Annotated in this window: 14 protein-coding genes and 1 tRNA gene; 5 read left to right on the top strand and 10 right to left on the bottom strand. The window is 67.8% G+C overall.

Going from position 1 to position 13,693, the window contains the following annotated elements:
- Entirely contained in the window at positions 1-1,659 is a 1,659-nt protein-coding gene (locus tag E8M01_RS11680; protein ID WP_246088692.1) for a D-alanyl-D-alanine carboxypeptidase family protein, read from the bottom strand.
- Between the two features lie 392 nt (positions 1,660-2,051).
- Between E8M01_RS11680 and E8M01_RS11675 the strand changes: the two genes are divergently transcribed.
- Positions 2,052-2,456, top strand: coding sequence for a MarR family winged helix-turn-helix transcriptional regulator (locus E8M01_RS11675; RefSeq protein ID WP_136960274.1), 405 nt, complete (start codon positions 2,052-2,054; stop codon positions 2,454-2,456).
- Between the two features lie 132 nt (positions 2,457-2,588).
- Positions 2,589-3,755, top strand: a complete 1,167-nt coding sequence (locus tag E8M01_RS11670; protein ID WP_136960273.1) for an acetyl-CoA acetyltransferase — start codon at positions 2,589-2,591, stop codon at positions 3,753-3,755.
- Between the two features lie 81 nt (positions 3,756-3,836).
- Here E8M01_RS11670 and E8M01_RS11665 read toward each other — a convergent pair whose 3' ends face one another.
- The 6 genes from E8M01_RS11665 to E8M01_RS11640 all read right to left on the bottom strand — a co-directional run bounded on the left by E8M01_RS11665 (position 3,837) and on the right by E8M01_RS11640 (position 8,056).
- Positions 3,837-4,928 (bottom strand): P1 family peptidase, encoded by a 1,092-nt coding sequence (locus E8M01_RS11665; RefSeq protein WP_136960272.1) that lies wholly within the window; start codon positions 4,926-4,928, stop codon positions 3,837-3,839.
- Between the two features lie 85 nt (positions 4,929-5,013).
- A complete protein-coding gene (mog, locus tag E8M01_RS11660) occupies positions 5,014-5,553 on the bottom strand; it encodes a molybdopterin adenylyltransferase (protein ID WP_136960271.1) in 540 nt (179 codons plus the stop codon).
- A gap of 32 nt (positions 5,554-5,585) precedes the next feature.
- Complete coding sequence (locus tag E8M01_RS11655) at positions 5,586-6,143, bottom strand: GNAT family N-acetyltransferase (RefSeq protein ID WP_136960270.1); 558 nt, start codon at positions 6,141-6,143, stop codon at positions 5,586-5,588.
- Positions 6,144-6,227: 84 nt separating this feature from the next.
- Positions 6,228-6,875, bottom strand: coding sequence for a GNAT family N-acetyltransferase (locus tag E8M01_RS11650; protein ID WP_136960269.1), 648 nt, complete (start codon positions 6,873-6,875; stop codon positions 6,228-6,230).
- A 154-nt stretch (positions 6,876-7,029) separates the two neighbouring features.
- Positions 7,030-7,299, bottom strand: a complete 270-nt coding sequence (gene rpmA / locus E8M01_RS11645) for a 50S ribosomal protein L27 (RefSeq protein WP_136960268.1) — start codon at positions 7,297-7,299, stop codon at positions 7,030-7,032.
- A gap of 67 nt (positions 7,300-7,366) precedes the next feature.
- Entirely contained in the window at positions 7,367-8,056 is a 690-nt protein-coding gene (locus E8M01_RS11640) for a 50S ribosomal protein L21 (protein WP_136960267.1), read from the bottom strand.
- A 320-nt stretch (positions 8,057-8,376) separates the two neighbouring features.
- Here E8M01_RS11640 and E8M01_RS11635 point away from each other — a divergent pair.
- Positions 8,377-8,466, top strand: a tRNA-Ser gene (locus E8M01_RS11635).
- A gap of 133 nt (positions 8,467-8,599) precedes the next feature.
- Here E8M01_RS11635 and E8M01_RS11630 read toward each other — a convergent pair.
- Together E8M01_RS11630 and E8M01_RS11625 are read right to left on the bottom strand one after the other, a co-directional pair.
- Positions 8,600-10,183 (bottom strand): ABC transporter substrate-binding protein, encoded by a 1,584-nt coding sequence (locus tag E8M01_RS11630; RefSeq protein WP_215908878.1) that lies wholly within the window; start codon positions 10,181-10,183, stop codon positions 8,600-8,602.
- 10 nt (positions 10,184-10,193) lie between these two features.
- Entirely contained in the window at positions 10,194-11,705 is a 1,512-nt protein-coding gene (locus E8M01_RS11625; RefSeq protein ID WP_136960266.1) for a serine hydrolase domain-containing protein, read from the bottom strand.
- A 160-nt stretch (positions 11,706-11,865) separates the two neighbouring features.
- On the opposite strand from E8M01_RS11625, the gene E8M01_RS11620 reads away from it, so the two are divergent.
- Positions 11,866-12,249, top strand: a complete 384-nt coding sequence (locus tag E8M01_RS11620; protein ID WP_246088691.1) for a DUF1801 domain-containing protein — start codon at positions 11,866-11,868, stop codon at positions 12,247-12,249.
- Between the two features lie 154 nt (positions 12,250-12,403).
- Complete coding sequence (locus E8M01_RS11615) at positions 12,404-12,703, top strand: hypothetical protein (protein WP_136960265.1); 300 nt, start codon at positions 12,404-12,406, stop codon at positions 12,701-12,703.
- Positions 12,704-12,758: 55 nt separating this feature from the next.
- Here E8M01_RS11615 and E8M01_RS11610 read toward each other — a convergent pair whose 3' ends face one another.
- Positions 12,759-13,649: a LysR family transcriptional regulator gene (locus E8M01_RS11610; RefSeq protein ID WP_136960264.1), complete on the bottom strand. Its 891-nt coding sequence runs from the start codon at positions 13,647-13,649 to the stop codon at positions 12,759-12,761.
- Between the last annotated feature and the right edge of the window lie 44 nt (positions 13,650-13,693).

Genomic DNA, 13,693 nt, shown 5'->3' with positions numbered 1-13,693 from the left:
TCACGGGCGTGGGACGACCGGGGTCGGCGCCGGCTGCGGCCGCGGGGCGGGGCGGGCCGCGGGCCGGGTGGCAGTGCTCGCCGCCGGCCGGACCTCGCGCGGATTGCGCCGGCCGGTTTCGGCATGGCGGCCGGTCTGCACGGTTGGCCGTTGCGGCGTGTCGGACGACCGGCTGGCGGCCGGCGCGGGGCTTGCCGTCGACGATGCGGCGCCCTGCAGCGCCATCGGTGCGCCAACCGCGCCAATGGCTCCCGGCCGGGTCGGCGGGGCGGCATGTTGCGTCGTCGGCGCCGCAAGCCCGATCGCGCCGTGGGCGCGCTGGCCTCCGGCGGGCGCATGGGCTGCCCGATCCGGGGCGGCGGCGCGCCCAATGGCGCCGGCCGGAGCCGGCGTCGGCGCCGGCGCGGCGACGGTCGTCACGGTCGAGGTCATGCCGGCCGCCACGGGCTGGGGCAAGGTGGTGGTCCCGGATGCCGGCAAGGTGACGCGCCTGGAACCGGGCGTCGAGGCCAGCATGGGTGCGGCGGTGGCCGGCGGAGGCGCCGAGCCGGCGCCGCCGATGAACACCGGGATCGGATCCATGCTCGGCCGGTAGGGGCCGAGCAGCGACGGCACCTGGCCGGGAATGGCGGCGAAGGCCTGGATGCCCATGCTCCGGCGCTGCGACGGCTGGGCCATCATCTGGGCATAGCTGAGATTGCCGGGGTCGCTGGTGGAGGCGATCGGCTCGTTCTCCAGGTCTTCGCCCGATTCGATATAGGCGGGGCCGCGGCCGCGCCGCCGGCAAGCCTGGTCGCGGATATTGGCGGGTGCCGAGAAGGCGTCGTTGGCAATGCCGTCGACGCTGACGCCGGAACCGCCGAAACCGCCGAAATGACGCTCGAACAGGCCGGCGGCCGTCTCGGCCCGGCCACGCGCCGAGGTGGCGCCGAGCACCACGACGATCAGTTGCCGGCCGCCGCGGGTGGCGGTGGCGACGACATTGAAGCCGGAGGCGCAGGTGAAACCGGTCTTGAACCCGTCGGCGCCGGGATAACGGCCGATCAGGTGGTTATGGTTGCGCATGACGCGATTGCCGTAGCGGATCGCCGGCATGCGCCAGAGCATCGACTGCTCGGGAAATTCACGCATCAGCGCGCGGGCGAGCACCGCCATGTCGCGCGCCGAGGTCTGCTGGCCGGCGCCGGGCAAGCCGTTCGGATTGATGAAACGTGTCGCCGTCATGCCGAGCCTGCGGGCCTCGGCGTTCATCATCGCGGCAAAATTCTCGACCGATCCGCCGAGGCCTTCGGCAATGGTGACCGACACGTCGTTCGCCGACTTGACCATGATGATCTTCAAGGCGTTGTCGATGGTGACGACGGTGCCGGGGCGAAAGCCCATTTTGGAGGGCGTGGCGCGCGCCGCGCGCTGCGACACGGTCAGGCCGGTATTCATGGTGACCCGGCCCTGGCGCACCTGGCTGAGCGCGACATAGGCGGTCATCATCTTGGTGAGCGATGCCGGCAGCCAGGCTGTTCCGGCCCGGTCGGCCTGCAGAACCTGGCCGCTGGCGACGTCAACAACGATGGTCGGTCCGACCTGCTGCGCGGCTGCCGGCGAAACGAGCCCGAGGCTAAGCGCGATCGTGGCGGCGAGGGCGGGAGCGCTGATCCGCAAGGTCGAGCCTTTATGGGGAATAAGACGAGGGGAGCTTAGGTCTTTTACCTGCTTCGCGAGTGGTTCGCCAAGTGGGGTGTACCACGGGGTTGAGTTGCGAGGCCGGTCAAGACGGGCGAGGTCCGCTATCAATCGTCCGAACGCGGCCAAACAATGGCCCGGCCGGTCCATTTTCCGCCGCAGCACCACACGTCAAACTGGTCGATCCGGATGGTCCGCCAGGGTGGTCGGCCGGCACCGCATCTACCAGCGAATGCGATGGTCCTGGAGCCGGTGGCGGGGGCCGTCGGCGGTTCGGCGTCGCTGGTCATGGCGTCGGGGCCGGTCGGCTGTCGAGCCATCGACGCGCGCCGTGGCCCATGACATAACCCCTCGGCGCGGCGGAACGCCTGATGCTGGCGCTGCGCCGGTCATCGGCGGCCGGCGTGCTGCACAGCCAGGCGGTCGCCCGCCGTGTCGGCATCAATTCGAGCGATCTCGAATGCCTCGACCTGATCCTGATGGGCGGACCCGCGACCGCCGGCGAGATCGGGCGCCGCACCGGGCTGATCGACCGGCTCGAGCGCCAGGAACTGGTCGAACGCACGGCGGACGCACATGATCGGCGCAAGGTGCTGGTCAAGGTGCGCGAGGACCGGATCGGGCGGCTGGCCGCCTATTGCGAGCCGCTGCAGCGGGCCATGACCGAACTCCTGGCCGCCTATAGCGATGAGCAATTGGCGCTGATCGCCGACTTTGCCGAGCGCGCGACGGTCGTCGCCATGGCGCGGGTGGCCGAGCTCAACACCAAGGCCTGACACCGGGGCATGGCAGGTGGCGTCGGCCCCGAGATCGCGCCGGATCAGCCATGCGCCGGACGGACGATGGCGAGGCGGATTGCCGGGGCATATAGTGTAACTACGCCTTTAGACCTCCCGAGGAGACTTCAGATGACCGCCTGCATCGTCGGCTGGGCCCATACCCCCTTCGGCAAGCTGGAGAACGAGACCGTCGAGAGCCTGGTCGTGCGGGTCGCGACCGATGCCTTGATCGATGCCGGGCTTGGTCCTGACGATGTCGACGAGATCCTGCTCGGCCATTTCAATGCCGGCTTCTCGCCCCAGGACTTCACCGCCTCGCTGGTGCTGCAGGCCGATCCGCGCCTGCGCTTCAAGCCGGCGACGCGGGTGGAAAATGCCTGCGCGACCGGCTCGGCCGCGGTGCATCAGGCGGTGCGGGCGGTGAAGGCCGGCGATGCCCGCATCGTGTTGGTGGTCGGCGTCGAACAGATGACCCGGACGCCCGGCCCCGAGATCGGCAAGAACCTGCTGAAAGCGTCCTATCTGCCCGAAGACGGCGATACCCCGGCGGGTTTTGCCGGTGTCTTCGGCAAGATCGCCCATTCCTATTTCCAGCGCTGGGGCGACCAGTCCGACGCGCTGGCGGCGATCGCCGCGAAGAACCACAAGAACGGTGTCGACAATCCCTATGCCCAGATGCGCAAGGATTTCGGCTTCGAATTCTGCCGCACCGAAAGCGAAAAGAACCCGTTCGTCGCAGGCCCGCTGAAGCGCACCGACTGTTCGCTGGTGTCGGACGGCGCGGCGGCCCTGGTGGTGACCGATGTCGCCACCGCGCTGAAGCTGAACAAGGCGGTGGCGTTCCGCGGCACGGCCCATGTGCAGGACTTCCTGCCCATGTCGAAGCGCGACATCCTGAAATTCGAGGGCTGCACGAAAGCCTGGGGCAAGGCGCTGGCGGAAGCCGGCATCGCCTTGTCGGATCTCTCCTTCGTCGAGACCCATGACTGTTTCACGGTCGCCGAACTGATCGAATATGAGGCCATGGGCCTGGTGCCGGAAGGCCAGGGCGCACGCGCCGTGCTGGAGGGCTGGACCCTGAAAGACGGCAAGCTGCCGGTCAATCCGTCCGGCGGGCTGAAGTCCAAGGGCCATCCGATCGGCGCGACCGGCGTGTCGATGCACGTGCTGAGCTCGATGCAGCTAATGGACCAGGCCGGCGGCATCCAGGTGAAGGGCGCCAAGCTCGGCGGCATCTTCAACATGGGCGGCGCGGCTGTCGCCAATTACGTCAGCGTGCTCGAGCGGCTGCGCTGACGCCAGGACGAATCGCGACAAGACATGCGAGAGCAAAGCCCGCGCGCCGCAACCGGCCGCGGGCTTTGTTTTTGAACGGCGTCAGGTCAGCTCGGAGGCCGCCGGCAGCGTCGGCAAGCCCGGGCCGCTGAGACCCTTGGCATTCAGGACCGCACGCAACACCGCGGCGGTGGTGACCTGGGCGGCGATCGCGCCGAGCGCCATCATGTTGCCGGGCAGCCCGCTTTTGCCGGTGCCGAGCGCGAACATGGTGTCGCCGTCCCACATGGTGTGGATCGGGTCGATGGCGCGCGCCAGGCCGTCATGGGCCATCTGGGCGAGTTTTTGCGCCTGGGCCTTGGTCAAGGTGGCATCGGTTGCGACCACGCCGATGGTGGTGGCCATGCCGGCCTGGATCGACGGCGGCAGTTCGCCGCGCAGGATCGCCTGGGTCACGCCGAGCTTGCGCCGGCCGTCCTCGGTGCGAGCGCCGGCCACCACCGCGCCGGTGGAGGGGTCGATGACGTCGCCGACCGCATTGACCGCGACGATCGCGCCAATGGTGATCTTGCCGACCTTGACGGCGGCGGTGCCGATGCCGCCCTTCATGGCGCGGCCCATGCCGAACAGCTTGCCGACGGTTGCGCCGGCGCCGGCGCCAACAGAACCCTCGGCCGGAGCCGTGGTGGTGGCCGCCTCGCAGGCCTTGTAGCCAGCGGCCGCGTCCGGGCGGATCTTGTGATCGCCGACGCCGAGGTCGAACAGGATCGCCGCCGGTACGATCGGCACCCGGGCCGGACCGGCCGGGAAGCCGATGCCCTTTTCCTCCAGCCAGCGAACCACGCCGGTGGCGGCATCAAGGCCGAAGGCGCTGCCGCCGGCGAGCAGAATGGCATGGACCTTGTCGACCAGATTGGTCGGGTTGAGCAGGTCGGTCTCGCGCGTGCCAGGCGCCGCCCCGCGCACGTCGACGCCGGCGGTCGCGGCCTCTTCGACCAGGACGACCGTGCAGCCGGTCGGCCGGCGCTCATCGGTGAAATGGCCGATCTTGATGCCGGGCACGTCGGTGATGGCGCCGCCGAGCACACGCGCCTTGAGCGGATCGGTCCCTTGAGCCTGGGCCGAAGTCGCCAATGGCAGCATGGCCGCGCCCAATCCGAGTGCTGCCTTGGATCCAAACTCGCGCCGGTCCATCGATCGTCTCCCCTTGCCACGCCTGATGGCGCAAGAGGATAGGCGAGCCTGCCGGCCGGTCAAAGGGTTTGCCGCCGATGATCCCTCAGGCGCCTTTCGGCCGGAACGCCACGCAGTGGGCCGGGTTGGTTTCCAGCCGGGCGCCGCCGATCAGGTCGATGCAATAGGGAATGGCCGGCATCACCGCATCGAGGCATTCGCGGATCGACGAGGGTTTGCCGGGCAGGTTGACGATCAGCGTGCGGCCGCGAATGCCGGCGGTCTGGCGCGACAGGATGGCTGTTGGCACGACCTTCAGGCTGACCGCCCGCATCAGCTCGCCGAAGCCCGGCATCAGCTTTTCACAGACCGCCTCGGTCGCCTCGGGCGTGACGTCGCGCAAGGCCGGACCGGTGCCGCCGGTGGTCAGGATCAGCGGGCAGTGTTCGACGTCGGCGAGCGCGATCAGGGCCGCTTCGATGGCCGGCTGCTCGTCCGGGATGACCCGGGCGACCGGATGCCAGGGCGAGGCCAGAAGCTCGGTGAGGGCCGCGACGATGCCCGGCCCGCCCTTGTCCTCATAGACGCCGCGGCTGGCGCGGTCGGACACGGTGACGACGCCGATGGGAATGGAGGTGACGGTCATGAACAAGTCCATAACCCGGCGGCCGCGCGGGCTCAACGCGCTGGACGCATCGGCCGGGTGATTTCGGTGTCGATGTGCCGGACCAGCCCGCCACGCGCCAGATTGTGCCGTTGCGACAAGCCGGTTCTGGTGAAGCCGAGCTTGTCCTGGACATGCAGCGACGCCGGATTGTCGTGGAAGGCGCCGGCGACGACACGCTCCAGCCGCGGCTCCAGGAAGGCGACCTTGAGCAGCGCGCCGGCCGCTTCGGTGGCGAAGCCGCGGCCCCAATAGGGCCGGCCGAGCCACCAGCCGATTTCCACCACCGGCAGGACCCCGGCAAAGGACATGACGCCGATCAGGGCGCCGGGATCATGTTTCTCGACGACCGCGAGACCGAGCCCGCGGCCGGCGGCATTGGAGGCGCGCATGCCGGCGATGAAGGCTTCCGCATCGGCTTCGGCATAAGGCAGCGGCACGAGCGCCAGCATGCGCGCGACACCGGTTTCGCCGACATAACGGGCAAGGCGCGGCGCATCGCCGGGATCGAGGTGGCGGAGCGCAAGGCGGGGCGTTTCGATGGGAACTTCAGCGAGCCAAAGCGAGGTCATGCGCCGTGCCGCGGGCCTTCGCCCGTGTGAGACTTGCGGGGCGGGGTGAACCCCCGGCCGAGAGGGCCGGGGGTCGATCGACGATCAGCCGAGCTCGCCAATGACGATCTTCGGCGCGCTGCGCCTGAGGATCGGATCGCGCCAGGCCTTCAGGCTCGACCAGACGCTGCGGTCCAGCTGGAACTTGTCGACCGGCACCGAGCTCGCCAGCAGACGCGAGCGGGTGAGGCCGGCGCCGACCCATTGGAAGCCGCACTTTTCGATCACCCGCCGCGAGGCCGGATTGACCACGCGGGCCCGCGCCGCGATCGATTTGGCGGCGTGATTCATGAACAGGTGATCGACCACCGCGCGCGCCGCTTCCGTTGCGTAGCCCTTGCCCCAATGGGCGATGCCGACCCAATAACCGATTTCGGGATCGCCGATTTCCGGCATCACGAAACCCGTCGCACCAATCAGGGCGCCGTCGGTTTTCGACGTGATGAGAAAGGGATGATCCTCGCCTTGCCAGGCGTTTGTAATCCAGTTCTCCGCGTCTTTTTCCGCATAGGGATGCGGGAGATTCGCCGTCATTTCGGCGATACGGCGATCATTGGCTACGCCAGCGATCGCGCGCGCGTCCTCGAAACGCGGCGCACGGAGGACGAGCCGCTCAGTCTCGAGGACGGGGATACTGCACTCGGTCGTCACGCCGCTTCCGCGGCATTCCAGGATGGTTTCCAGGGCGGTCATGATACGGCTCCTTGCCGTTATGCGACCCGGGGACCATCCCAGGGCCAAAAGAAAAAGGGGCGCCAGCTTGCCGCCTGGCGCCCCTTGATCCTTGAACCTGAGATCATCGGAGCGGCCGGGCTGTTCGCCGGCGGCTCCGATGGGATGCCGCCGTTTACTCGGCTGCGGCAATCATCGGAACGACCGACACATAGGTTCGGTTATTGGATTTCGTACGAAACTCCACGCGGCCGTCTACCGTCGCGAAAAGCGTGTGATCAACGCCAAGCCCGACATTGTTGCCGGGATGGAATTTGGTGCCACGCTGGCGAACGAGGATGTTGCCAGAGATGACGGCCTGACCGCCGAAGCGCTTAACGCCCAGCCGCTTTGACTGTGAATCGCGGCCGTTTCTCGACGAACCGCCTGCCTTTTTGTGAGCCATCGTGAGCTCCCGATCTGTTCTGACTTATAAAACGTGTTCTGCGGCGTGGTGACAAGCGGGAAACCGCTTACCGATCCTCGCCCGATTTCAATTCGGCCTGGTCGACCTTGGCGCGCGGCGGCTTGCCGGCGAGAAGTTCCTTGGCCTGCTCGACCCATTCCTCGCGCGTGGCGCGGCCACGGAGCGCGAGCTCCTTGTCCTTCGCCTCGAGATCGGCCTCGGTCCAGGAGGCGATCTGCTCCCAGGAGGTGATCCCGGCAGCGCGCAGCTTCTTCTCGATCGTCGGGCCGATGCCGGCGATCAGCGACAGGTTCGAGCTGTCGAGCCCTTCGCTGGCCGGAGCGGCCGCCGCAGCCTTGGCCGGCTTGGCGGCCTTTTCGGCCTTGGCCGGCTTTTCGGTCGCGGTGGCCAGAGCCACTTTCGAGGTCACCGTCGGCTTGGCGCCACCGGTGAGGATTTCAGCGATGCGCACGATGGTCAGGTCCTGGCGGTGACCACGCTTGCGCTTCGAATTCTGGCGGCGCCGCTTCTTGAAGGAAATGACCTTCGGGCCGCGGGCCTGCTTGACGACTTCTGCTGCGACCGAGGCACCGGCGACCAGCGGCGCGCCAATGGTGATGCCGGCCTCGCCGCCGAGCATCAGAACCTCGGGGAACACCACGATCTCGCCGGCCTCGGCCACGAGCTTCTCGATGGTGATCGTGTCGGCGGCGGCAACCTTGTATTGCTTGCCGCCAGTCTTGATGACTGCGTACATTGACGTAGGTCCTTGGCTTGCGACGAACCTTTGCCGTCCCGTGAAACCGGAGCGGCGGCCGTCTTTTTGGTTGATCTTGCCGCCCCGAAGGGCGGTTTACGACGGAAAGCGCGAGCCTTGCCGGACCGAAGTCGTCGAGCGCGCGCTTTCAAGAGGCGGCTCAATGCTGGAAAATGCCCGCGAAGTCAAGGAAAACAGTGGGCACCCGCCAGCGAAAATCGCAAATCGGCAGCGAGGTGCTTGAACCGGTGCGCGCCTTCCGCTACACGGCGCTTGCTTCAGACCAGGACGATCGCGTTTGCGCTCGTCTTCGCGACCGCGGAGAGGTGGCAGAGTGGTCGAATGCACCGCACTCGAAATGCGGCATACGGGCAACCGTATCGGGGGTTCGAATCCCTCCCTCTCCGCCAGTTCCTTGATCTCACGCCAGTTCGTTTCGCACACGGCTCCGCTGAGACCGCCTGGCTGGCCGGCGGGCTCTCGCATGAGCGTCAGTCCACAAGCGACGACACTGACCCAAGGCAGCGGACGCCCCCGGGGCGCCTATTTCTTCTCGATGTTCCAGAACAGCATGACCGGCGCGATCAGAACGCCTGAAATGGTGGTTCGGTGCGCATAGGGCTGGTCGAACTGGCCGAGCACCCGATAGGGCTGCATTTCGGCCAGGCGGCGGTGCAGCGCCTCGACCGCGTTCTTGCGCTGGGTGTCGTCGGTCGCGTCGACCACCGCGCCGCGCAGCCGTTCGGCTTCGGCATCGCAAGGCCAGCCGGCCCAGGCGCGCTCGCAGGCCATGTTGGTGCCGATATTGGTCATTGGCGACTGCATGGTCGCGCCCGAGGCATAGGTGACGAACAGGTTCCAGCCGCCCTGGTCCGGCGAACCGCGGTTTTGCTGGCGTGTCGTCACCGTGCCCCAGTCGGCGAACTGGACATCGACGTTGAAGCCGACTTTTTTCAGCGCATCCGCGGTGACCTCGGCCATGCGGCCGATCGCGGCAATGTCGTTGCTGGTGGTGAGCACCAGGCGCTCGCCATTATAGCCGCTCTCGCGCAGCAGCCGGCGGGCGGTTTCGAGATCCGGCTTGGCATAGGCTTCCGTGCCGGCTTCCGTGCCGTTCGGCCCGCCGCAGACGAAATAGGCGTTGCAGCGCCGCCAGAACCGTTCGTCGCCGAAACCGCCGGCAAGGAAATCGGCCTGGTCGGTGGCATAGGCGAGCGCGAGCCGCGCCTTGGGATTGTTGAACGGCGGATAGAGGTGGTTCGGCCGGAGCATGACCTGGTTGGCGAGGTTGGAATAACGCTCGACCCGGATGTTGCGGTTGCCGGTCACCACCGGAATCAGGTCCTGGCTCGGCTGTTCCCAGATGTCGATCTCGCCGGTCTGCAGCGCCGCGGCGGCGGTCGCCGGGTCGGGCATGATCAGCCACTCGACCCGGTCGACCTTGACCACGCGGCCGCCGGCAAGCCCATCCGGCGGCTCTGAGCGCGGCAGGTAATCGGCATTGCGGTCGTAGACGACCTTGGCGCCGCTGCGCCATTCGGCCCGGTTGAAGCGGAACGGACCGCTGCCGATCGCTTCGGTCACCGGCCGCATCGGATCGCTCGCGGCATCGCTTTCGCGCATGATCGCTGGGATCTGGCCGACCGCCGAGCCGAGCGCGAAGGGCACGAGCGCGAAGGGCCGCTTCAGCCGCAGCACGAAGGTCCGGTCGTCCACCGCTTCCATCCGGTCGGTATATTCGCCGAGCTTGCCGCCGATGGTGTCGCGCGCCATCCAGCGTTTCAGCGAGGCGATGACGTCGCGGCTGGTGACCGGCTGGCCGTCGTGAAACTTGAGGCCCGGCCTGAGCGTGAAGGTCCAGGCGAGGCCGTCGGCAGAGGTCGAGAAGCTCTCGACCATTTGCGGCCGCGGGACGAGGTTGGCGTCCCAGGCAAACAGCGTCTCGTAGATCATCAGGCCATGCATGCGGGTGATGACGATCGAGGCGGCGACCGGGTCCAGCGTCTTCAGGTCGGCATGCGGGGCGACCCGCAACACGCGCTGCGGCGCCGGCTGGGCATAGGCCTGCAGGCTTGCGAGCATCGATGCGGCGGCGAGGCTCAGGGCAACACGGCGCGTACGGGTCAAGGCGGTGTCCTCATGCGATGCGGTCGAATTCCAGTATTCGCGAGCGATGGCTGGCCAGCAAGAGGCTGCCGTCGGGCCGCAGGCCTGCGCAGGACCGGTGGCGCCATGGTCCGTGGCTGAGCGCGACCAGGGCGCGGCCATCGGGAAGCGGCGTCAGCCGCGCCTCGATCCCTTCAGTGCCGGCGAAGGGCATCAAAGCCGTGCCGTCCGCGCGCAAGACCATGTCCCGCCCGGATCGGCGGGCGCGCCAGCGGCCGGCCAGGGCCGGATCGAGGCGCGTCGTCTGGGGCACCCGGACGAGTTTTCGTTCGACGCCGCCGAACAGCCCTTCGAGGACATCCGGCCCGGTCTGTCTGAAACGCGTGTCGAGATAGGCCGGGAGGCTGATGAAGCCGCCCGCGCCATCGGCGGCAAGGCTTTCGAAGCCGCCCATGAAACTCACGGCATCGCTGGAGAGCTCGGCCCAGAACGGCCCATGCTCGGCAGCGAAAAGGCCCGGCACCAGGCCGCGCGGCGGCGCGGGCAGCGGTTCGCCGACAAGGCTCGCGAGAACCCGCAGGGCGGGCCCCAGCGCGTCTTCCTCGCGATTGGTCAGCACGACCACGCCGGCACCGAGCGACGGCGCCATCAGGAGGTGGTTGCGATAGCCCGGCAGCGAGCCGCCATGGCCAACCCAGGCGACCGACCCGAGCCTGCTGCAGACCAGCCCGAGCCGATAGGAACTCTCGAGGCCGTTGACGAACAGCCGCGGCGCGGTCAGCCGTTCCAGCATGCCTGCCAGGGGGCCGCGCCCGGCAAGCAGCGCGGAACCCCAGCCGGCCAGCGCCGCGGCGCTCGCGACCATTCCGCCCGAGGCCGAGAAATGAAAGCCATAGCGGCCGCGCCGCCATGCGCCAGTGTCGCGCCAGTAACCGCTCGACAGATCAGGCACCAGCTCGGTTTCGTCCTGGACGAAACGGACGCGCAGGCCGAGCTCGCCCATCAGTCCGTCGACGATCTGCGCATAGGGAGCCCCCACCCGCCGGGTCAGGACCGCCTGGGCCAGGCGCCATCCGGTGTTGGAATAGGCCATCTCGGTGCCGGGCTCGGCATTGAGCGCGGCAAGCCCCAGGGCGCGCCCAGCGAGGTCGGCCTCGCCGAGACCTGCGGTGAACGGCACGCCCTCCTGCCACATCAGCTCCATCATGTCGGGCAGCGCCCCGGTCATATCGAGCGCGCGGCCAAGCTGGACCTCGCCGGCCGCGCCGGACAGGTCAGGCAGGAGTTCGCCAAGCGTCGCATCCAGCGGCACGCCGGCCTTGAGCAGAAGCACCGCCAGCATGTGCTTGCTGATCGAGGCCAGGCGATGGTTGGTCTCCGCCGTGAACGGCACGCCATGTTCGATAACGGCCAAACCGCCGGCGCTCCGGTGGCGCAGGCCATGGCGGTCAAACAGCGTTATGGCGCCGCCTGGCCCGGCTTCCCTCGACCAATCCGCGGCAATCCCGGCCGCTTCCGCTTGCGCTTTCGACCAATTCGGCATGTCCGACCGGCACCACAATCCTGGTTCTGGGGCGCCAAGTCCTACCTGCCTTTGGCGGTCCGCGTCGAGCCGGGCGGATCCGGCCATTCCGCGATCGATTGGACTTATGCGCGCGGCGATGACGATAGTGTCCAATCTTCGTCGGCCGGGGAGATGAGCCGTGCGGAAAACCACGCCAGCGGCCGATCCCGATGCCTATGTCATGGCGCTGACCGGCTGGCAGCGCGATCGGGTCGAGCTGTTGCGCAGCGCGGTGCGGCAGGCGTCGGTTCTGCGGGAGGTGGTGAAATGGGGCCACCTCGTCTATGTCGCGCAAGGGCCGGCGCTGCTGATCCGGGCCGAAGAGACCCGGGTGCTGCTCGGTTTTTGGCGCGGCCAGCGCCTGCGCGCGATCGAGCCGCGGCTGAAGGCCGGCGGCAAATATGAAATGGCGACGTTTCACATGTCCGAGGCGACCCCCGTCGATCCCGCCACCGTTCTCCGTCTGACGCGCGAGGCCGTCTTGCTCAATGAAACGCTTGGCGATCCGACCAGGAAGACGTGATCGCCTGAGATCAGCTGGGCGTGCCGTGCTGTTCGCATGCCTTGCCGGCAAATATGCCCCTATGATTTGAGCCAAAATTAATCCGTATCCGATGGTTCGGTCTCCAAGCCTCGGGGCTGAGGGAACTATTTGGCTCGGCCGGACTTGCCACGGCATGGCCCGAGCCAGAACCAAGGCATCTGCGGAAGATCTTCTCGGTGAAGACTGGTTTCGCGCGACGAACGCGGCGCGTGCCAGCGAACGTGCCCGGTTCAAGGTGTGGCTCGACGCCATCCGCGGCAAGATCAGGGCGGCGCTCGACGATCCAAGCGATCCCGTGGCGCGGGCGGATCTCGAAGCCTCATTGGATCTTGCGGCTGCCACGCTGGCGCGGCTCGACGCGCAAAGCGAGACCGAGGCGAACAGCCGCCTTCATGCCGTGATGTCAGCTATTCAACGCGTCACCGGTCGCTAGCGCCCGCGCGGGTCGTGGTCTGCGCTCAGGCGGGATCGGGCGGATGCCGGGATGCCTATCCCTCGCCCAGCTCTTCGACCAGAAAGTCGAGAAAGGCCCGCAATTTGGCGTCGACATGGCGCCGCGACGGATAGACCGCATAGATCGAGGTTTCGACCGCCGACCAGTCGTCGAGCACGGTTCGCAGCCGTCCCTGCTCGAGGTCCTCCCGGATGTAGAGCCGGGGGACCAGGCTGAGGCCGAAGCCGGCGCGCAGGGCGTCGCGGACCGCCAGGCTCGAGGACACCCTGTAGCGGCCGGTGACGGCGACGCGCACCGACCGGTCGGCCCTGCGGAAGTCCCAGTCGTCGACATGGCTCGACAGGGTGAACTTGATGGCGTTGTGACGCCTAAGGTCCTCCGGCGTCTCGGGCGTGCCGAAGCGCTCGAAATAGGAGGGCGCGCCGCAGACGACATGCGGCAAGGTCATCAGCTTGCGGGCGATCAGGCTCGAATCCTCGATATTGTCGCTGCCGCGGATGGCGAGGTCGTAACCTTCCTTGACGATATCGACCCGCCGGTCCTCCATGCGCAGATCGAGTGACAGGTCCGGATGGCGGTCCAGGAAGCCCGGGATCGCCGCCGACAGGCACATCAGCGTCAGCGTCATCGGCGCGCTGACCCTGAGCGTGCCGCTCGGCATGTGCTGCAGCGGCCCGAGCGAGCGGTCGGCCTCGTCGAGATCGTCGAGGATGCGCACGACCTGGGCATAATAAAGCGAGCCGGCCTCGGTCAGGCTCATACGGCGGGTGGTGCGGTTCAACAACCGCGCCGCCAGATGGCTTTCCAGCTCGCTGATGTTCTTGCTGATCGCGGCGGGCGAAAGGCCGAGCCGGCGCGACGCCTCGGCGAAACTGCCGAGCTCGACGGCTTGCCGAAACACCTTCAGCGCGGTCAGGTGATCCATCTATTATTCACTCCCGGTGCCGGGTATCTCTCCCAAAGCCTATA

Source organism: Phreatobacter stygius (genome assembly GCF_005144885.1).
Lineage (GTDB): Bacteria > Pseudomonadota > Alphaproteobacteria > Rhizobiales > Phreatobacteraceae > Phreatobacter > Phreatobacter stygius.
The sequence above is the reverse complement of the archived record's forward strand: the minus strand, read 5'-3'. Positions and strand labels throughout refer to the sequence as shown.

What these genes read in the sequence shown, in the direction of transcription:
- E8M01_RS11675 (WP_136960274.1), top strand. Translation starts at nt 2,052, where the DNA reads ATGCTGGCGCTGCGCCGGTCATCGGCGGCCGGCGTGCTGCACAGCCAG.
- E8M01_RS11670 (WP_136960273.1), top strand. Translation starts at nt 2,589, where the DNA reads ATGACCGCCTGCATCGTCGGCTGGGCCCATACCCCCTTCGGCAAGCTG.
- E8M01_RS11665 (WP_136960272.1), bottom strand. Translation starts at nt 4,928, where the DNA reads ATGGACCGGCGCGAGTTTGGATCCAAGGCAGCACTCGGATTGGGCGCG.
- mog (WP_136960271.1), bottom strand. Translation starts at nt 5,553, where the DNA reads ATGACCGTCACCTCCATTCCCATCGGCGTCGTCACCGTGTCCGACCGC.
- E8M01_RS11655 (WP_136960270.1), bottom strand. Translation starts at nt 6,143, where the DNA reads ATGACCTCGCTTTGGCTCGCTGAAGTTCCCATCGAAACGCCCCGCCTT.
- E8M01_RS11650 (WP_136960269.1), bottom strand. Translation starts at nt 6,875, where the DNA reads ATGACCGCCCTGGAAACCATCCTGGAATGCCGCGGAAGCGGCGTGACG.
- rpmA (WP_136960268.1), bottom strand. Translation starts at nt 7,299, where the DNA reads ATGGCTCACAAAAAGGCAGGCGGTTCGTCGAGAAACGGCCGCGATTCA.
- E8M01_RS11640 (WP_136960267.1), bottom strand. Translation starts at nt 8,056, where the DNA reads ATGTACGCAGTCATCAAGACTGGCGGCAAGCAATACAAGGTTGCCGCC.
- E8M01_RS11625 (WP_136960266.1), bottom strand. Translation starts at nt 11,705, where the DNA reads ATGCCGAATTGGTCGAAAGCGCAAGCGGAAGCGGCCGGGATTGCCGCG.
- E8M01_RS11615 (WP_136960265.1), top strand. Translation starts at nt 12,404, where the DNA reads ATGGCCCGAGCCAGAACCAAGGCATCTGCGGAAGATCTTCTCGGTGAA.
- E8M01_RS11610 (WP_136960264.1), bottom strand. Translation starts at nt 13,649, where the DNA reads ATGGATCACCTGACCGCGCTGAAGGTGTTTCGGCAAGCCGTCGAGCTC.